The organism is Holdemanella porci (genome assembly GCF_019052655.1).
Lineage (GTDB): Bacteria > Bacillota_I > Bacilli_A > Erysipelotrichales > Erysipelotrichaceae > Holdemanella > Holdemanella hominis.
The window spans coordinates 20,301-39,768 of record NZ_JAHQVB010000013.1; the positions used below are offsets into that span (position 1 = coordinate 20,301).

Below are 19,468 nucleotides of genomic sequence, written 5' to 3' on the forward strand. Positions count from 1 at the left end.
CAAAAATATTAATTTTTCAATCATTCAACTATAATAATTGAAAAATAGAGATGCTTTCGCACCTTACTTTTCATTAAAAGAAAATTTCGCAATCATCTTCAACTTTTTTACAATTTTCTAAAACACGAGCCATAACTTCTTTAGGTTGAACTCCATCTTCAAATTCAACATTCATCTTTAACATCATGAAGTTTACAACTGCACTCTTAACACCTTCTGTACTATTAGCAGCTACTTCCATTTTGTTTGCACAGTTTGCACAATCTACATCAATCTTATAACTCTTTTTCATATTATTTTCCTCCACACTTGAATAATTGAACATATATTCAACTTTATTACACTTTCATTATATAGGATTCATACATGATGTCAATAACTTTTTGACAATTGTTCAATCATTCAACTATAATAAATAAAAAAGGAGAACATATGATTGGTACACATTGTGACTGCAAGCCTAAAAACACAGAATTAGTACAAGAAGTAAAAGAAAACATGCCGGCCTTTGATGAAATTATGAACCTATCAGATTTCTTTAAAGTCATGGGCGATAGTACACGCCTTCAGCTTTTATTATCCCTTCAACAAAGCGAAATGTGCGTATCGGATTTAGCCAACGTACTCGATATGACGAAATCTGCCGTATCACATCAATTAAAGGCACTACGCCTTTCTAAACTCATCAAATCTAGAAAAGAAGGAAAGACAGTCTACTATTCATTAGATGATGAACATATTGAAACCATTCTAGGCATGGCTTTTGATCATACAAAGGAACATTAAGAGGAAGGTCGATTCTTCCTTTTTTTTATGCCCTTTTTCTAAAATTCAAACGCAAAACAAAGTCGATTATGTAATTGAGACATATGTATCATATATGCAAAACATACAAAAATTTGTCATATAAAACAGATAACGTTTACATTGATAAAAAGACTTGAATTTTGAAATTATGAGAACTAAAATACCTTCTTATAGAAAAACGAATTTTGTCTTAATTCGTAAATTCACGGATTATTTCTGTCGTTTTTTTATTATTTTGAAAGGAGGAGCTATGGAAGAGTTCACAAAAGAACTACTCGATCAGTTAAACGTCGACACTGCGTTTACTATTGGTCCCTTTGCGATTAGTGAATCGGTTGTCATCACGTGGGTTGTCATGGCTATACTTGTTTTACTTTCTGCTTGGTTAACTCGAGGACTCAAAGTTCATAATCCAGGCAAAAAACAAATTGTAGCGGAAAGTATTGTCATATGGCTAGATAAATTCACAATTTCCATGCTTGGTGAAAATGCCAAAGAATATTCTACATACATTTCGACCATCCTATTATATATAGGACTTGCGAATATCATTGGCATATTTGGTATGAAACCCCCAACCAAAGATATGAATGTCACTATCGCCTTAGCACTTATGAGTATTGTATTAATTGAAGTTAGTGGTATACGAACAAAAGGATTGAAAGGCTGGATCAAAAGCTTTACTCAACCTGTCGCTGTAGTTACACCCATCAATATCCTCGAGATATTTACACGTCCTTTATCTCTATGTATGCGTCTATTCGGCAATGTCATTGGTGCCTTCGTCATAATGGAAATGATCAAAATGGTCGTTCCCGTCTTTATACCTACTGTATTTAGCTTGTACTTTGATTTCTTTGATGGATTCATTCAAGCTTATGTATTCGTCTTTTTAACATCACTATTTATCGCAGAAGCGACAGAAACAGAATAAATTAGGAGGAAATAAAAATGAGTTTAACAGCAATCGGAGTTGGAATGGCAGCACTTGCCGTTATTGGTGGAGGATTAGGTATTGGTTTTGCGACAAGCAGTGCCGTAAAAGCCATCGCTCAACAGCCAGAAGCTCACGGAAAAATTCGTAGCACCTTATTAATTGGTGCAGCTTTAGCTGAAGCAACAGCCATCTACGGATTTGTATTAGGTATTTTAATCATCTTAATGGTGAAATAGGTGGGATAATCTATGTTAAGAATTGATTCCAATATTCTTTGGATAATCATCAACCTACTTATCTTATATGCACTGATGAAGCGTTTTCTATTTCAACCAGTACATGACATTCTTGAAAAAAGAAAACAAGAAATAGAATCTGATTTTGCCTTGGCAAATCAAAAGAAACAAGAAGCTCTTGAATCAAAAAATAAAGCAGATCAACAGCTTGCAAATATGCAAACAATTTGTGATGGCATGCTAGCGGATGCAAAAGAAAAAGCCAGCCTTGAATATGAACAAATTATTGCAGATGCAAACATGAAATCCGATGAAATGATTGAACAAGCTCGCATCAAAACGATTGAAGCTGCCAATGAGGAAAAGGCAAAAGCTAAATCTGAAATTGCAGATTTGATCAATAAAGCGGCTGATAAAATCACAAACACAAAAAGCGATGAAAAACTATATGATGATTTTTTAAAGGAAATGAAATAAATGAACAACGAAAATTTAAACGCAACCTTACGCTGTGTAACAAGGCCTAGTGCAGCGCAAGAAGAAAAAATAAAGACATTCCTTAAAAATAAATACCAGGCCGAAAATATCACACTAACCATCTCTATTGATCCAAGTGTACGTGGAGGCTTTATTCTAAACGCAAACAACGACGAATACGATTGGTCTACGCGTTCTCGCCAACAACAGCTTCAAAAACAAATTCAGGCGGCTCGAGATAAAGCTATTCAAATGAAAAAAGATGGAACACTTATGTCCATTTTAAAAGAGGCTATCGAACAATTCGAAGCCACTTCCCAAGAAAATGAAGTTGGCTATGTCGAAACAATTGGAGATGGTATCGCAACCATTTCGGGACTAGATCATGCAATGTATGGAGAAGTTGTTGTTTTTGAGAATGGTACAAAAGGAATGGTACTTGATATTACAACCGAAAACATTGGTGTTATTCTATTTGACACAGAAGGTACTATTGGTCAAGGTACAAAGGTTTCTCGTACAAAAAAACAAGCAGGTATGCCAGTCAGCTCTAATTTTCTAGGACGTGTCGTGGATCCACTTGGAAATCCAATTGATGGACTTGGTCCTATTGAAGCCGCTGAAATGCGTCCTATCGAAGAACCCGCCCCAAGCATTATTGATCGTAAACCTGTCACAACCCCTATGGAAACCGGTATTCTATCCATCGATTCTATGTTTCCTATTGGAAGAGGACAGCGCGAATTAATCATTGGGGATCGTCAAACGGGTAAAACTTCAATCGCATTGGATACTATACTAAATCAAAAAGGAAAAGACTGTATTTGTATTTATGTCTCTATTGCCCAAAAGGCAAGTACAGTGGCTAACCTAGTCAATACATTAAAGAAAAATGATGCGATGGGATATACAGTTATTGTAAACTCTACGGCTGCCGATTCAGCCAGCCTGCAATATATTGCTCCTTATTCTGCGACTTCTCTAGCTGAATACTTTATGCATCAAGGCAAAGACGTACTTATTGTCTACGATGATTTAAGCAAACATGCCGTTGCCTATCGTACGATCTCCTTATTACTAGGAAGATCTCCAGGACGTGAAGCCTATCCAGGTGATGTATTCTATTTACATTCTAGACTACTAGAACGTTCTTCTAGATTAAATTCAGGAGGATCCATCACAGCTCTTCCAATCATCGAAACCCAAGATGGAGATGTAAGTGCATATATTCCAACCAACGTTATTTCAATTACCGATGGTCAAATCTTCTTGGAAAGTGATTTATTCTTTGAAGGACAACGACCTGCTGTTAATGTTGGATTATCTGTTAGTCGTGTCGGTGGTGCCGCTCAAACTAAAGCCATGAAAAAGGCATCTGGATCTTTACGTATCAATTTAGCTCAATACCGTGAAATGAAGGAGTTTACACAATTTGCCTCCGATTTAGATGATGCGACAAAACGACAACTTCAACACGGACAAGTACTTATGGAGCTTTTGAAACAACCTTTAAACCACCCTATGTCACATGCAGACATGGTTATTATTCTAGTAGTTGCAGACGCAGGAATTCTAGATGATTTGAATTCAAAACAAGTCAAAAAAGAAGAAACAAAATTATTAGATTGGTTTAATGAAAATCACAGTGAAATCAGTCGTGAGATCAATACAACTAAAAAACTGGATGACAATTTAAAAACAAGAATCATTACACTAGCTAAACAATATAGAGGACAAGAATAATGTCACAAATCCGAGAAATCAAAAATCGAATGAATGGTATTCAATCGACTATGAAGATCACAAAAGCCATGTATATGATTTCTTCAACCAAAATGAATACGGCCAAACAAAAAGCCGCAAATACCGATCCTTATTTTTACTCATTACGAAAACAGATTTTGACGATCCTTCAAAATCTTCCTGATCACTTTGAGCATCCTTACTTAGATAGTCGAGAATATATTGATGAAAAACATCAAAATAAAGCCATCATATGTGTCACTGGAGATAAGGGGTTGGCCGGTGCCTACAACCTTAATGTTTTAAAGCTCACTGAACAAATCATTAAGGCTCATCCAAACTATAAGCTCTATATGATTGGAGAAGTTGGAAGACAATACTTTTTAAGACGACACATTCCGGTTGAAGAAAGTTTTCTATATACAGCGCAAAATCCAACTTTGAGTCGTGCAAGATCCATTTCGAGTAAAATGCTTGAACTGTATGCTGAAAAAACAATAGATGAAGTATTAATTATCTATACACGTATGGATCAACACAATCAATTTACGGTCGATGTTGAACAGTTACTTCCTTTGTATCGTTTAAATCAGGAAGTTGAAGTTGGTGGACAAACCATTCATTCCATTCAGTTGGAGCCAAGCCCTGCTGAATTATTAAACATTGTCATTCCTGATTATTTATCTGGATTTATTTATAGTTCCCTTGTTGAATCTTATGCATCCGAAAACTTTGCGCGTATGCAGGCAATGGATTCAGCGAATAAAAATGGTGAAGAATTATTAAACAGTTTATCTTTACAATACAATCGTCAAAGACAAGCAAAAATCACACAAGAAATAACAGAGGTTGCAGCCGGTGCCAAAGCTAGAAGGCAACAGCTACAAAAGAAGAAAAGGAGTCAATCCACATGCAAATAGGAAAAATCACACAAGTTATGGGCCCTGTTGTAGACGTACATTTTGATGAAACGCCACTTCCATATATTCAAACCGCTTTACAGGTTGATAACCACGGCAAAAAAGTTGTAATGGAAGTTATGCAGCACATTGGAACCGATACAGTTCGTTGTATCATGTTATCGCCTAGTGAAGGCTTACAAAAAGATATGCCTGTCTTATCTACAGGAATGGGTATTGAAATTCCAGTTGGAACACAAAATTTAGGTCGTTTGTTTAATGTTTTGGGAGATACAATCGATGGAAAAGAAGCGATCGATACAGATACATATTGGCCTATTCACAGAAAACCACCAAAATTTGAAGATCAATCTCCTGTTACAGAAGTTCTTGAAACAGGAATCAAAGTTATTGACTTATTAGCACCATATGCCAAAGGTGGAAAGATTGGATTGTTTGGAGGTGCCGGCGTTGGAAAAACCGTACTGATCCAAGAATTGATTCGAAATATTGCCAGTGAGCATGGAGGCTATTCCATCTTTACAGGTGTTGGAGAAAGAAGTCGTGAAGGAAACGACTTATATACTGAAATGAGTGAATCCGGTGTAATCAAGAACACTGCACTTGTCTTTGGACAAATGAATGAAAGTCCAGGAGCCAGAATGCGTGTTGCTGAAACCGGACTGACTATGGCCGAATACTTCCGTGATGTTGAACATAAAGACGTTTTATTATTTATCGACAACATTTTCCGCTTTGTACAAGCTGGATCAGAAGTTTCTTCTTTACTTGGACGTATGCCATCTGCCGTTGGATATCAACCTACTTTAGCGAATGAAATGGGACAACTTCAAGAACGTATTTCTTCCACAAAAAACGGATCTGTTACTAGTGTACAAGCTGTATACGTTCCTGCAGATGATTTAACTGATCCTGCTCCTGCAACAACATTCGAACATTTGGATGCGACAACCGTCTTATCTCGTAAAGTTGTTGAACAAGGTATTTATCCTGCTGTAGATCCACTTGAATCAAGTTCAAGAATTCTTCAACCCGATATTGTAGGAGAAGAACATTATGAAACAGCTCAACGTGTTTTACAATACCTTCAAAAATATAAAGAACTACAAGATATTATCGCCATTTTAGGAATGGATGAACTAAGTGATGAAGATAAAACCGTTGTAGCCAGAGCTCGTCGTTTACGTAACTTTATGGCTCAACCATTCCATGTGGCTGAACAATTTACTTCAATTCCAGGAAAATATGTTCCTCTACAAGATACAATCAAAGGCTTTAAGGCGATCTTAGATGGAGAAATGGATGCATATCCTGAAAGTGCTTTTTTCAATGTAGGAACCATTGAAGAAGTCAAAGAAAAAGCGAAAGAAGTATAATCATGGAACTTTTTGATCTAAAAATCATGGCCAGTGATCACGTGTTTTATAATGGTAAAGCACAAGTATTAACGATACACACACCCAATGGAAGTAAACAATTTCTTGCACATCATGCCAAGGCAATCTACGCGATTACGCCTGGGCTTTTAAAAATCCGAAAAGAAGATAATTCTGAGATTGAAGTTGTTAGTGGATTAGGATCCATGATCTTTTCAAACAACCAAGCTGAAGTTTTAGTCGATACATGTGAAACACAAGAAGAACTAGACGCAAGAAGAGCCAAAGAATCTTTAGAACGTGCTAAAGAAAGAATGCGTCAAAAGCAATCCATTCGTGAATATTATATGTCACAAGCCAGTATGGCAAGAGCCTTAGCTCGTTTACAATTTAAAGATAAACACATTAATTAATAAACACATAAAAAAGCCTATACCTTTCATGAAGATATAGGCTTTTTTCCTTTATATAAAGATCTTTTATATTTTTTCTGGTCTTAATTTAGTAAAATCATACATTTTTTCTGACCTCATCCATGAATTACAGAAATATATAAACTAAAAATTCAATCAACTGAAGAGATTTATAGCTTAAAATCTCTTTTTACATACAACATTTTATTTTCAATTTATACTTTATTTAAAACAAATATTATAATCAACTGTCAAAAAAACAAGATTTCTCTTGCCCTTAGTTTAATTGATATCTACATTCTTGATTATTGACTAAATTCTTTAGACTTTCCAATGAACAATGCACCATATCATAAGATACTTAATCCGTATAAAAGTCTGCATACGGCGTTACAATGATATTAAAATAGGCTTTTAATATCAATAAGTCTCAGTTTTTGATGACATTATAGTTGTGATCAATATGAATGACTTCCTGTTCATTTTCAAAAGAATCAATACCTGCACCACCAATGATTCCATTTTCAATACCTTCAATCAACACATCTGTATCAATGATCTCTCCACGAGATGTATTGATAATTAATAAACCCTTTTTTATCTGTTTTCACAATTTTTTACACCTCTTTCTTATGATATACTTCTAGTATGTGTACAAGCTTTCGATATACACCTAAAGTAGCCAAAGCCTTTGGTTTAAAAGAAAAAGACATTCATCCAAGTGACAAATGTCTTGTACTTACTCGAAACCAAAAGAAAATGGTGCCATTTGGGTATAAAACTAATAATTTAATCTTAAATGCTAGACAAGAAACTCTCTTAGAAAAGCCTTTATTTAAAGATTCTTTGCATTGTATTGTGCCTGCAGGAAGTTTTTACGAGTGGGATTTAGGTAAAAATAAAGTGGAATTTTATTGCGAGCACATTCTATATTTTGCAGGACTTCTTGTCGATAATCATCTTGTCATTATTACTACGGATGCCAATGCATATGTAAAACCTGTGCATTCTCGAATGCCAGTCATACTTGAAAAAGAAGATATAGATCCTTGGCTAAAGGATATTTCTAAAACCAAGGAAATCTTATCCAAACCAGGCATTGCACTTCAAAAAAAGCAGCTACAAGAACCACTTTTCTAAAGGAGATCTTATGAATATTACAGAGTTTCAAAAATCTAGATTCGGACTTTTTATCCATTGGGGAATCTATTCCATTCCAGCACGAGGTGAATGGGTCAGAAGCAACGAAGAAATGAAAGAAGAAGATTATATTCCTTTTGCGAATGAATTTGATCCAGATCTATTTAATCCACACCAATGGGCTAAATTGGCCAAAAAAGCCGGTATGAAATATGCCGTAATGACTGCCAAACACCACGATGGATATTGTATGTTTGATACAAAGACTACAGATTGGAAGGCAAATCATGATTATGTCAGAGAATTTTTAGATGCATTTAGAGAAGAAGGCTTAAAAGTCGGTCTATACTATTCCCTGCTTGATTGGCATCATTCGGACTATCCTCACTTTAAAGATCGACATCATCCAGAAAGAAACAATGCAGAATATGATAAACCAATTTGTTTTTCAAACTATTTGAATTATATGTATACTCAAATCAAAGAATTACTTACAAACTATGGAAAGTTGGATATCATGTGGTTTGACTTTTCTTATGACAACATGACAAAAGATGTATGGGATGCCCATAAAATCGTTACAATGGTAAAAACCTACCAACCAGACATGATCATCGACAATCGTTTAGAAGGTGATGGTGTACATCCTGGAACCATTATGGATGCACATCCTAGTTTTACAGCCGGTGATTTTACTTCACCTGAACAAATGATTCCTCCTCAAGGCTTATCTGTGCCTTGGGAAGCTTGCATCACTATGAATGAACATTGGGGATATTGCGCTAAGGACACGAATTATAAATCTGCTAAGCTAATCATCCGTACTCTAGTTGAATGTGTATCCAAGGGTGGAAATATGATTTTGAATGTGGGGCCGGATGCTAGAGGGCAATTTCCTAAAGAATCTATCCAAGTATTGAATGAAATCAGGGAATGGATGAAACTAAATAAAGCTTCTATTTATAGTTGTACAAAGTGTGAATTAGAAAAACCAGAATGGGGAAGATACACACAAAAGGGAAATAAAATTTATGCGCATATTCTAGATGAGAGTATTTTTGATATACCTGTTAAAATTCGGAAAGAAAGAATCCAAGACATAAGAAGATTGTCTGATCATTCTCAAATCAAAATTCAAACGCCTTGGAACGCAGAAAGTTTTCCTGACTATACATTTATCCATATTGATTCCAATTCACACCATTGTCCAGATCCAATTGACACGGTGATTGAAATCACATTAAAAGATTAGCTTAAATTCTTGCTGGTTTCTTTTATTATATAGATCGGTCTTTGTTTACTTTCCATATAGTCTTTTGTCGTATATTGACCTAAAATGGCCACAAACAACATTTGAAGCCCACTCAAAAACAGAATCAAACATACTAAATGAAACATAGACGTGACATGTACTAACAATCCAAACAAAGTCATTAAAATCGATGAAATCATAATAACGGTTCCTATATTTCCAATCCATACAATCGGCGCTGTAGAAAAGGAAAACATACCTTCCATCGCATATGCGAATAGTTTTGAAAAATTCCATTTAGAATTACCTGCAGCTCGTTGTACATTACGGAATTCAATCCATTTTGTATCAAATCCTACAAAAGAAAATAATCCTTTCATATAGCGATTGTATTCTTTTAACTCTAGAATCGCATCCACCATTTGTCTTGACATCATCCGAAAATCACCACAACCATCGCTCATATCCATTTTACACATTTTCTGCATCACTTTATAAAAGATATGCGATAAAAAGTTACGAATCTTTCCTTCACCCGTACGGTCTACTCTTTTTCCGGCACAACAATCGTAGCCTTCTTCACTAACCACCTTATACATTTCTTTTAATAATACAGGAGGATGCTGCAAATCAGCATCCATGATCACAACATAATCGCCATTTGATTTCTTTAATCCTGCAAACATAGCGGCTTCTTTACCAAAATTTCTAGAAAAAGAAACAAATTCACAATGCTCATCCTTTAAACTCAAAGCTCTTAATATATCTTTTGTGTGATCCTTTGATCCATCATCCACAAACAACAATTCATAGGTAATTCCATCTATTTCATTCAATACTTCGCTTGTCTTTTTGTAAAACACGGAAAGAACTTCTTCTTCATTAAAACAAGGAACGACAACACTAATTTTGTTCATACAACATTTCCTCCTTCTTAGAAAATATATGAGATTTACATAAGAAATAATTGACTAAAACAGTAATCACACTGACTAAAATCTTAGATAATAAATTTGAAATATGTACGCCATCAATACAAATGGCCAATAGTAGATTTTCAACAAGTAATGTCATAAATCGAAGTCCAAAAAACTCGATACACTCTTTTTTCATATCATTACTTGAATGAAATACAACTTTACGGTTTGAAAAATACGCAAAAATAACGGCAACCAACCAAGCTAGACTATTGCTTGTCAGCCAATCGATTCCTATTTTTAAACAAATAAAATAAACAATATAATTCACAAGAGTTGTCATAACTCCCACAATTCCATAACTAATAAATTCTTTGACTTTTTCCATATCCAAAATCCTCCTATTATAATGAAAAGAACGCTTATACCCAGTCCTGCATTCTTAAATGGTGCATGAAATTGAATTGTAATTGTATGGCTTCCTTTTTTGATTTTGCATCCCACAAAAGCCTTATTCACAATTTCAATATTCTGCTTTTTTCCATCAATATATATTTCATATCCCTTTTCATAAGGATATGAAGTTACAAGATAACCATCTTTAGATGTTGTTACTTTCCCCTTAAAAATAGAAGTTGTCTTTAATGGTTTTACTTTAGTCACAACTCGGTCAAACACATTCATATCACATGTATAAACACGAATATTGGATATCTTATATTTTCCTTTGGATAAAGTAACATCAAATTGTTTCAATTCTTTTTTAGAAAGAATATACGTAAAATGTTTATTCCCATTTGGATACACAGAATGTTTTTTTGACAATGTATTCTTCATTCCATTTATGGATATCGAAATCTTTTTATCTGTATAATTCTTTACATCAAAATCAATACAGATCAGCTTATTTTTAGTATCAAAATCAATGGGTATTGTTTTTTTTTTTCCTTTTGTTCTGAATCACAATCGATTGATCTAAATTCTTTATAAGTTTCATCTTTGAGGCATAATCATTACTTGTTTCACCATTCACAATCGTGCGATTATAGATGGTATCCAAATTATATGGATAAAAGAGTTTATCAAACTCAGATTCACTCATCGTATCACTTGTGAAATAGACCATTGGAAATACATTTTTATTCTTTAATAATTTATATTTTCCTTTACTATCTACTTCTTTATATCCATATAAATTAGAGTCTTTACTCAATACATTTTGAATCCCCATCATACTCAAATATAAATAATTCTCACTATCTGTTATGATTGTTCGATTGGATTGGGAAATCGGACTTTTTATAATGTCATAAATGAAAGTGTTATATAAAGAATTGCTTGTTGACGTATAACTTGATGCCTTCATTTCTTTTGGGTCATAGATACGATTGACACTATAACCCACCTGATCTAAATCGGCTGTTCGTTGATTCAAATCGTTTCTTTGCATCAATTTTTGTTTATCCTTAGAATACATTGAATTATAGAGTTTTAAATCTAAGCACTGATTGTAGTTGAATCCTGTAAAAACAATCATAGGTACAAGGGCATACATCATTAAACATTCTTTTTTATCCATAAAGTAATAGCCAATAAACACAAGTGAAATTAATAATCCAAGAAGTGTTGTTTTTGTGCAAAGAAATAAACTAGCTAAAACAAGTAAACTTTTATTCAACTTTCTTTCTTGTAACCAATAGGAAAGGATCATAAGCACGAGTGGTAAACATAACACCAATATTTTTGTGCGTGCATATAAAGTTCCATTCAATATATAAGAGAACATCGGGAAAACAAACATTAAAATCAACAGAATCGATAGTTTCCTTGTCTTTTTAAATTGAATGCCTTGAAATAGGGCAATCCAGCTAATCACAGTCAACCCACATCCATAGCTATCATAGACAAGTCCTTTTAGAGTAAAGTTTGGAATTAATAAATTAAATAGGTTGGTTTGTACAACTGATTTATGATTGTTTAAAATCAAATATCCGGTTGGTAGCCATAAAATTGTAGCCATACCAATACCAATAAGAATCGAAATCAGAATATCTTTTATCATATGGTTTTGATCATAATCATATAAAAGCAGAATCAATATCATGCCTGGCGTATAGAAATAGTTATGGAAAAGTGCCATAACTACACATAGACTAATCCATTGTCTTTTATTTTTATCGATTAGAATGAATGAAAGAAATAAAAAGGGAAGAATTTCTATAAACATAATTTGTTGGTGGGACTGAAAGAAGCAATTGGCGCATATGCAACATATGCTTGAAAAGAAACTAATCGAATCTTTGTATCCTTTATTTCTTAGCCAGCAATAACAAAGTCCTCCTGTAGATGACCATAGAAGTGTTACATAACCTATAATAAAGAAATGTATTGGAATATTTGGAAATAAATAAGAAACTAAAACGTCTGGCCTTAATAGTCCATAATATGAAAAACTAAAGGCATTGGTTTGTCCTTGAAGATTCGCAAAACTATCTGGAAGTAATTGTTGGGTCTGTCGAAAATAGTCTGCCAAAGATATATGTTGGGATAACCAATCTAACTTTGATCCATACATGGAATATGTGGATACACAGAGTACAAATAAAATGGGTAATATAAATAGTATTGTAATGTAAAACGTATCTCTCTTTTTCATGGCTTTACTATACAAAATAAATCTTAAGTATCGACAAAAGGAAATATTAAACTTTCATAAATATATTAAGAAGATTTAAGAAATGCATAAGTAGAGTGTTAAGAAATGTTTGATAGAATTTTTTTTGGTGATGAAAATGAAAAAGTTATTATTATGCATCTTAAGTTTAATGCTTTGTCTAAATACATCCGTAATTCATGCCCAAGAGCATGAATCTTTAATGATTGTGGCCCATCCAGATGATGAAACAATTTGGGGTGGATCTCATTTAATCAATGGAAATTACACGGTTTTATGTATTACTAATGGAAACAATAAAAAGAGAAAAAAAGAATTTATGAAGGTACTGGAGAAGACACATTCTAAAGGAATTATTTTATCTTTTCCTGATAAGACAAAGGGTAAGCGTGATAACTGGAAATCTTGTAAAAAGGATATTCAAAGAGAAATCAAAAAGGAAATCGATTCTAAGGATTGGGACAAAATTGTAACGCATAATCCAGATGGTGAATATGGGCATATCCATCATAAAAAGATATCTAAGTATGTTACTATGATTTTAAAAAAAGAAGATAAGACAAATCAGCTTATATATTTTGGTAAGTATGCATCAAAGAAAAACAAGGCTGAATTAAAAAATGAAAAAAAATTATCCAAGAAAGATTATAAAGGAAAATTGGATGTCATTCAGTGGTATTCTTCGCAATCGAAAGTGATAGATCATTTACATCATATGTTGCCTTATGAAAATTGGAAACCCTATAGTAATTGGGGTAAAATAGAATAAAAGAAAGGGGATGTGAACATGCAGACGCGTATTTTAGTGGCGGATGACAATGCAGAAATCCGTGAAATATTAAGAATTTTATTAACTGGCGAAGGCTATGAAGTGATTGAAGCCAAAGATGGAAACGAGGTCCTTCAATTGTTTGATTCTTCCATCGATTTAATCGTCCTTGATATTATGATGCCGAATATGAATGGTTACCAGACTTGTTTAAAGCTTCGTGAAACAAGCAATGTCCCTATCTTATTTTTAACAGCCAAAGGATTAGATTCGGATAAGACGCTTGGTTTTTCAAGTGGTGCCGATGACTATTTGGCAAAGCCTTTTTCGTATAGTGAATTAACGGCAAGAGTTAAAGCTTTACTTCGTCGTTATCAAGTCTATAAGGGTAAAAAAGAAGAAAGATTACTTGATACAGAAAAGGATTTAAGTATGGATGGTCTTACTTTGCGTTATGCCCAACAAAATGCAGAGGTCAATGGAAAGGAAGTTGAATTAACGGATATTGAATTTAATATTTTGAGTACGTTGATGAAGAATCCTAAACAAATTTTTTCAGCTGAACAATTGTATGAAAAAGCATGGAATGAGCCGTATTATTATTCGGCAAATAATACAATCATGGTTCATATTCGTAATCTTAGAAAGAAAATCGAGAAGGATCCCGCCAATCCAGTATACATAAAAACAATTTGGGGAAAGGGGTATCGTTTTGAATAAAAAAATAACGAGACTGTATCTTTCCCTTCTTGTTTTTTTATTGAGTTTTTTCGCAATATATTCTCAAAGATTTGTCGTATACGATTATTTAAATACTCATTATGAGTATTCTGATACTTTATCTAAAGAAAAAATAAAAGAGGCGAAGGCTTATTTAGATGAACAAGAACAAGTGGATTTTATGAACCACACTCAAATTCGTAAAGATTTAAATCAATTATTAAAAAAGGGAAGTTATCAAGTCATTTTATATAAAACAAAATCAAATAAACCAGATGATAAAGTCATCGATTCTATACTTTCGTTTTGTGGCCGTACTCCTTTAAAAAATGCACAAAAGTATAATATTTTTATAAAGAGTTCAAGTAAAATGAGTTGTATTGAGTGGTATCCATCTTTCACGAATTATTATCATTCTTATCGTATTTTCAACTGTATTTTAAGTCTTATTATAACAATTCTTTTTTATTTACTTTTAAAAAATCTTAAACCACTCCGTTCAAAGAAAAACGTCTTCTATTCCTTATCCAGTCGTATGATGTTCTCTTTTCTTTGTGCAACATTGTTGGTATTAACTTCTTTTTCATTTCTATATTTAAATCGCAGTGCTGTCTTTGAGTTTTTAATGGATACTTTTTATCAATCGGAAGATTATTCTTCTTATGTAAAGAAATTAGAAAAACAACTCCAAAATTTTGATCTAACGAAGGAAAATAAAAAAGCCATCAATCATATATTAAAAGAAAATGCACTCAATCATGCGTATGTAGAATTATATGATCAGGATGGAATCTATTTTACGGACAAATCTCCATTAAGCAGTAATAATTTATTGTTGTTATATAGTTTTGATGATTTGGATGTCTTGGAGGCCCCGTTGTATTATGATTATCCAATACATTTTAAAAACCAAGCCGTTTATTTATATATTACTTCATTTCCTATGATTCCATTCCAAATTCCTTATATTATTCTTTCACTTTTGATTTCTTTCTCTTTCTATTTAATCATCCTACAAAGCTTCATCCGTAAACGAATTCAGTCCATTCAAAATTTACAGGAAGATGTGTTTACTTTAGCAATTGGAGATTGGAATCATGAAATCAAAGTAAGTGATAAAGATGAGATTGGACGTTTAGCCCAGGACTTGAATCAAATGCGCATTGCCTTTCTACAAACAATGGACAATGAACAACAGGCTCGTGTTGTGAATAAAGAATTAATTTCTTCTTTATCCCATGATTTAAGAACTCCACTAACAACATTAAAGGGATACCTTGAAATCATGAATTTAAAAAAGGACGATATTAAATTTCGTGATCAATATCTTCAAAAATGTTTAGATAAGGTTGAAGAAATCACATATCTTTCCAATAAAATGTTTGAGTATTCTCTTGTCTTTTCAACAGAATATAATTCGGATTTATCGAATATTCCTGTTCAAAAGTGCATCGATACATTGGTAGATCATATTCAGTATTTAAGAGAAATGGATCTTCATATTTTATATGAACCTCTACAAACTTCTCTATCTATGGATGCGAATTTTGCGATAATTCAAAGAATATTAAATAATGTATTCTCGAATATTCAAAAATATTGTGATCCTTGGAAAGATATAGTGATTCAAACAATGATTGAAGAAGACCAATTAAAAATGAGTTTTACGAATTCAATCAATCATCATTTGGATAAAGTCGAAAGTAATGGAATTGGTTTGAAGAGTGTTAAAAAAATGATAAAAATCCATCATGGTACTTTCTATCAAGACGAAACAAATGATTTATTTACTATTATATTAACTTTCCCTATTCATCAGTAAGAGTGAATCTTACTGATTTTTTATTACAAAATCAAAAAAATTATGGTATTATTAGCGTTCGCTTTTTGGTACATATTGGAAACATCTTTGATTGAACAACACAAAAAGTTTTATTCAGGAGGAGAAAATATATGCCAAAAACAAAATTCGAAAATATTGTATTCACTTTATTCATGTGTTTTAATGGTTTATGCCATGATTTGTTGCAACATCGCACTTAATATGGGTGGAATGTCTAATCAAGTCTTTTTATTATCCTTTCATGAATTAATCATCATATGGCCGGTTGCTTTTATTTTAGAATATTTCTTTGTTGATAAACTAGCACATTACTTTGCCTTTAAAGTTGTAACACCGAAGGATCGTCCTTTCTTTATCACACTTGCGATTTCTTTCTACATTATTTGTATTATGTGTCCAATCATGAGTTTGATTGCGACCATTCTATTCAAAACACCAGGTGTCCAAATTATTTCAGTTTGGTTTATGACTATTTTATTTAATTTTCCAATGGCTTTCTTTTGGCAAATTTGTTATTGTGGACCATTCGTTCGTTGGATTTTTGGAAAATTATTTCATTAGAAGCAAATGTTGCTTCTTTTTTTTCTTTGATTATAATTAGATTGATATTGAAAGGACTGTTTTAATATGAATAAAGAGTTGATTGAAGAACTAAAAGTACAAGATTTTAATGTAGTGGCTGTATCTAAAACGCGTACAAAGGAAGAAATTGATGAAGTCGCAAAAATGGGTCTAACTACTTTTGGAGAAAATCGTGTACAGGAATTTATAGATAAGTATGATCCAAAATATACTTGGCACATTATTGGGCATCTACAGACAAACAAAGTAAAGTATATTGTTGGAAAGGTTGATGTGATTGAAAGCTTGGATTCATTGAAACTGGCTGAAGAAATTGAAAAACAGGCGAATAAACATGGCATCATTCAAAAGGTATTGGTAGAACTAAAAATTTCGGAAGATCCAAACAAAACGGGATATCCTTTTAAGGATGCTAAAAACTTTATTTCTCAATTGCAAGAATTTAAACATATTCAAATTAAAGGAATTATGTGTGTTGCTTCAAAAACAGAAGATCAAGCATTAGTAGAATCTGAATTTGACCAGATGCATACCCTTTATTTAGAGCTAAAAGAGCAATATCCAGATATAGACACTTTATCCATGGGGATGTCTCAAGATTATAAATTAGCTATTAAGCATGGTTCGAATACAGTTCGAATTGGACGCGCAATTTTTGAATAATTTTTTAAACAGTGCTATACTAATCCCATGCAAAATTCAAAGAAAAGAAAGTTGAAACCACAAAACCTACTTATTGTTTTGGCATGTATATGTTTGATTATAGGAACTTTCGTAGTTTTATTATCAAATCACTCAGCTTCTAATTCAGACTCAAAGGCAAAAACAGTCAATAAACATTACGAAACGATTGCGACTGTCATGATTGATGCTGGACATGGTGGTTATGATGGGGGAACCGTTGCAGAAGATGGTACTACCGAAAAAGATTTAACTTTGGCTTTAGCTTTAGAAACAGGTAAACAACTAAAAAAACTAAATCCAGAAATCAAAGTTGTCTATACTCGTACAAGCGATAAAGTAACGTGGTCAGAAGATGAAACAGAGGATTTAAAAGCGAGAGTTAAGATGGCAAAAAAAGAAAAAGCCGATTATTTCTTCTCATTCCATATCAATTCAAATGAAGATCCTACTTGTTCTGGATATGTTTCTTATATTCGTCAAGACGATAAAGCAAGTGAACAGATCACAGAATATATATGTAAAAACTTATCTGGTTTAGATTGGACACATGACCGTGGTACTCTTACAACTGAATTTTATCCTCTACATGTGGTTGATGAGCAAAAAATTCCAGCCATATTATTTGAAGCTGGTTTTAGTACGAATACCAAGGAAATACAAAAGCTTAAAAATTCAACAAATCAAAAGAAGGTTGCCCAGGCTATTGCGAAGGCTTTCAACAAATATATTACTGAAAACAAATAAATAAAAAACCGATATCAATCCAATGTCATTAAGTTAAGAAATGGCATCTTTTAAGAGGAACACAAAAAATGTGCTCCTTTTTTTATAGAAAATTTGAATTTTTTTGTTGACATACAGATTGAAATGTGTGGCCTATTATCATTTCTGATAATAGGCCAATTGTTTATAGGTATATGTTTTTGGAGGTACTTATGAACAATTATAAATCGTTAAAAAAGCAGTTGAAATTCTGCATCAAAACTATGAATGATTCTTCTTCTCTATTTGTTGTCGATTCAAATAAGAATTTTACCCGAAAAAGAAAACATCTTTTTGGAAGCACTCTTTTCAATGTGCTTTTATTAGAGTCCGGATCTTTAAAAGATGAAATGTTTAAATTGTTTGGATATAAACTTGATACACCTACAGCTTCTTCATTTGTACAAGCACGTAGTAAGATTCGCCCTGATGCATTCCATACATTATTCAATATGTTCAATGAACGAACACAGAGAATCAAGCTTCACAAAGGTTATCGACTTCTTGCTGTTGATGGTTCTGTTCTGCCTATCAGCAGTGCTATCAAAGATAGTAAAACCACTTTTTATAAAGCTAATAATTCGAATAAGCCTTTCTCCGCCTATCACCTGAATACAAGCTACGATCTATTGGAATGTACTTATGATGATATTGTTCTTCAAGGAAATGCTGTGATGAATGAAAATGGCGCATTCAATGAAATAGTGGATAGATATGATGGTCCTAAAGCTATTTTCATTGCAGACAGAGGCTATGAATCTATCAATTCTTTTGTGAAAGTAGGTATGAAGAACAATAAGTATTTGATCAGAGTAAAAGATATTCATTCTAGAACAAGCGTACTGCGTAGTTTTGGCCCTTTTCCAAACACAGAATTTGATATGCATGTCCGTCGTACCTTGACTACAAAACAAACGAATGAAATAAAAGCCCATCCTGAAATATATAAGTTTGTCCCTAAGAATCAGAGATTTGATTTTTTTGACGGAAGCCCTTATTTTGATTTTGAATGTCGTGTTGTACGTTTTAAAATAAGTGATGATACTTACGAAAGTATTATTACAAATTTAGATGAATCCGAATTCAATATACAAGATATCAAAGAACTGTACCACCTTCGTTGGGAGATCGAAACAAGCTATCGTGAATTGAAATATCATTTAGATTTAAATACATTGCATTCAAAGAAAAGAATGTTTATAGAGCAGGAAATCTA

23 protein-coding genes are annotated in these 19,468 nt (G+C 33.0%); 17 read left to right on the forward strand and 6 right to left on the reverse strand.

Going from position 1 to position 19,468, the window contains the following annotated elements:
- Positions 1-73: 73 nt before the first annotated feature.
- Positions 74-292 carry a cation transporter gene (locus KTQ83_RS04035; RefSeq protein WP_117925762.1) on the reverse strand — a complete coding sequence of 73 codons (219 nt, stop codon included), beginning with the start codon at positions 290-292 and terminating at the stop codon, positions 74-76.
- Positions 293-432: 140 nt separating this feature from the next.
- Between KTQ83_RS04035 and KTQ83_RS04040 the strand changes: the two genes are divergently transcribed.
- The 8 genes from KTQ83_RS04040 (at position 433) to KTQ83_RS04075 (ending at position 6,909) form a co-directional block, all read left to right on the forward strand.
- Positions 433-786: an ArsR/SmtB family transcription factor gene (locus KTQ83_RS04040; RefSeq protein WP_040466407.1), complete on the forward strand. Its 354-nt coding sequence runs from the start codon at positions 433-435 to the stop codon at positions 784-786.
- A gap of 271 nt (positions 787-1,057) precedes the next feature.
- On the forward strand, positions 1,058-1,741 hold the full coding sequence (locus tag KTQ83_RS04045) for a F0F1 ATP synthase subunit A (protein WP_117925757.1): 684 nt from the start codon (positions 1,058-1,060) through the stop codon (positions 1,739-1,741).
- Positions 1,742-1,758: 17 nt separating this feature from the next.
- Positions 1,759-1,980: an ATP synthase F0 subunit C gene (gene atpE, locus KTQ83_RS04050; protein ID WP_040466409.1), complete on the forward strand. Its 222-nt coding sequence runs from the start codon at positions 1,759-1,761 to the stop codon at positions 1,978-1,980.
- Between the two features lie 12 nt (positions 1,981-1,992).
- Entirely contained in the window at positions 1,993-2,457 is a 465-nt protein-coding gene (locus tag KTQ83_RS04055; RefSeq protein WP_117925755.1) for a F0F1 ATP synthase subunit B, read from the forward strand.
- Positions 2,458-4,200 carry a F0F1 ATP synthase subunit alpha gene (atpA, locus tag KTQ83_RS04060; RefSeq protein ID WP_217256075.1) on the forward strand — a complete coding sequence of 581 codons (1,743 nt, stop codon included), beginning with the start codon at positions 2,458-2,460 and terminating at the stop codon, positions 4,198-4,200. It abuts the gene before it with no gap.
- Entirely contained in the window at positions 4,200-5,120 is a 921-nt protein-coding gene (gene atpG, locus KTQ83_RS04065; protein WP_217256076.1) for an ATP synthase F1 subunit gamma, read from the forward strand. The genes atpA and atpG overlap by 1 nt, the downstream gene beginning before the upstream one ends.
- Positions 5,111-6,496, forward strand: a complete 1,386-nt coding sequence (gene atpD, locus KTQ83_RS04070; protein ID WP_117925750.1) for a F0F1 ATP synthase subunit beta — start codon at positions 5,111-5,113, stop codon at positions 6,494-6,496. Before atpG ends, atpD begins: the two co-directional genes overlap by 10 nt.
- A 2-nt stretch (positions 6,497-6,498) precedes the next feature.
- Positions 6,499-6,909, forward strand: a complete 411-nt coding sequence (locus tag KTQ83_RS04075; RefSeq protein ID WP_117925749.1) for a FoF1 ATP synthase subunit delta/epsilon — start codon at positions 6,499-6,501, stop codon at positions 6,907-6,909.
- 430 nt (positions 6,910-7,339) lie between these two features.
- On the opposite strand, the gene KTQ83_RS04080 is transcribed toward KTQ83_RS04075, so the two are convergent.
- A complete protein-coding gene (locus KTQ83_RS04080; protein ID WP_117925748.1) occupies positions 7,340-7,510 on the reverse strand; it encodes an NAD(P)-dependent oxidoreductase in 171 nt (56 codons plus the stop codon).
- 47 nt (positions 7,511-7,557) lie between these two features.
- On the opposite strand from KTQ83_RS04080, the gene KTQ83_RS04085 reads away from it, so the two are divergent.
- A complete protein-coding gene (locus KTQ83_RS04085; RefSeq protein WP_186998562.1) occupies positions 7,558-8,049 on the forward strand; it encodes an SOS response-associated peptidase in 492 nt (163 codons plus the stop codon).
- Positions 8,050-8,059: 10 nt separating this feature from the next.
- On the forward strand, positions 8,060-9,301 hold the full coding sequence (locus KTQ83_RS04090; RefSeq protein ID WP_244975763.1) for an alpha-L-fucosidase: 1,242 nt from the start codon (positions 8,060-8,062) through the stop codon (positions 9,299-9,301).
- On the opposite strand, the gene KTQ83_RS04095 is transcribed toward KTQ83_RS04090, so the two are convergent.
- Genes KTQ83_RS04095 through KTQ83_RS04110 form a run of 4 tightly spaced genes read right to left on the reverse strand, consistent with a single transcriptional unit; the run spans position 9,298 to position 12,751 of the window.
- Positions 9,298-10,218 carry a glycosyltransferase family 2 protein gene (locus KTQ83_RS04095; RefSeq protein ID WP_217256078.1) on the reverse strand — a complete coding sequence of 307 codons (921 nt, stop codon included), beginning with the start codon at positions 10,216-10,218 and terminating at the stop codon, positions 9,298-9,300. The two genes, KTQ83_RS04090 and KTQ83_RS04095, sit on opposite strands and share 4 nt — an antisense overlap.
- Positions 10,205-10,606, reverse strand: coding sequence for a GtrA family protein (locus KTQ83_RS04100; RefSeq protein WP_186998564.1), 402 nt, complete (start codon positions 10,604-10,606; stop codon positions 10,205-10,207). Before KTQ83_RS04100 ends, KTQ83_RS04095 begins: the two co-directional genes overlap by 14 nt.
- Positions 10,558-11,151: a YfhO family protein gene (locus KTQ83_RS04105; RefSeq protein ID WP_217256084.1), complete on the reverse strand. Its 594-nt coding sequence runs from the start codon at positions 11,149-11,151 to the stop codon at positions 10,558-10,560. Before KTQ83_RS04105 ends, KTQ83_RS04100 begins: the two co-directional genes overlap by 49 nt.
- Positions 11,141-12,751 (reverse strand): glycosyltransferase family protein, encoded by a 1,611-nt coding sequence (locus KTQ83_RS04110; RefSeq protein ID WP_217285025.1) that lies wholly within the window; start codon positions 12,749-12,751, stop codon positions 11,141-11,143. The genes KTQ83_RS04105 and KTQ83_RS04110 overlap by 11 nt, the downstream gene beginning before the upstream one ends.
- A 259-nt stretch (positions 12,752-13,010) precedes the next feature.
- On the opposite strand from KTQ83_RS04110, the gene KTQ83_RS04115 reads away from it, so the two are divergent.
- From KTQ83_RS04115 to KTQ83_RS04145, 7 genes are all read left to right on the forward strand, one after another.
- Positions 13,011-13,661 (forward strand): PIG-L family deacetylase, encoded by a 651-nt coding sequence (locus KTQ83_RS04115; protein ID WP_117925742.1) that lies wholly within the window; start codon positions 13,011-13,013, stop codon positions 13,659-13,661.
- 18 nt (positions 13,662-13,679) lie between these two features.
- Positions 13,680-14,381 carry a response regulator transcription factor gene (locus KTQ83_RS04120; RefSeq protein ID WP_186998567.1) on the forward strand — a complete coding sequence of 234 codons (702 nt, stop codon included), beginning with the start codon at positions 13,680-13,682 and terminating at the stop codon, positions 14,379-14,381.
- Positions 14,374-16,203, forward strand: a complete 1,830-nt coding sequence (locus tag KTQ83_RS04125) for a histidine kinase dimerization/phospho-acceptor domain-containing protein (RefSeq protein WP_186998568.1) — start codon at positions 14,374-14,376, stop codon at positions 16,201-16,203. The genes KTQ83_RS04120 and KTQ83_RS04125 overlap by 8 nt, the downstream gene beginning before the upstream one ends.
- Before the next feature lie 42 nt (positions 16,204-16,245).
- Positions 16,246-16,785: a DUF2798 domain-containing protein gene (locus KTQ83_RS04130; protein ID WP_244975764.1), complete on the forward strand. Its 540-nt coding sequence runs from the start codon at positions 16,246-16,248 to the stop codon at positions 16,783-16,785.
- A gap of 66 nt (positions 16,786-16,851) precedes the next feature.
- Complete coding sequence (locus KTQ83_RS04135) at positions 16,852-17,469, forward strand: YggS family pyridoxal phosphate-dependent enzyme (RefSeq protein WP_217256081.1); 618 nt, start codon at positions 16,852-16,854, stop codon at positions 17,467-17,469.
- Positions 17,470-17,496: 27 nt separating this feature from the next.
- A complete protein-coding gene (locus tag KTQ83_RS04140; protein ID WP_217256082.1) occupies positions 17,497-18,234 on the forward strand; it encodes an N-acetylmuramoyl-L-alanine amidase family protein in 738 nt (245 codons plus the stop codon).
- A gap of 191 nt (positions 18,235-18,425) precedes the next feature.
- On the forward strand, positions 18,426-19,468 hold a 1,043-nt coding region (locus KTQ83_RS04145; RefSeq protein WP_244975765.1), incomplete at its 3' end, for an IS4 family transposase.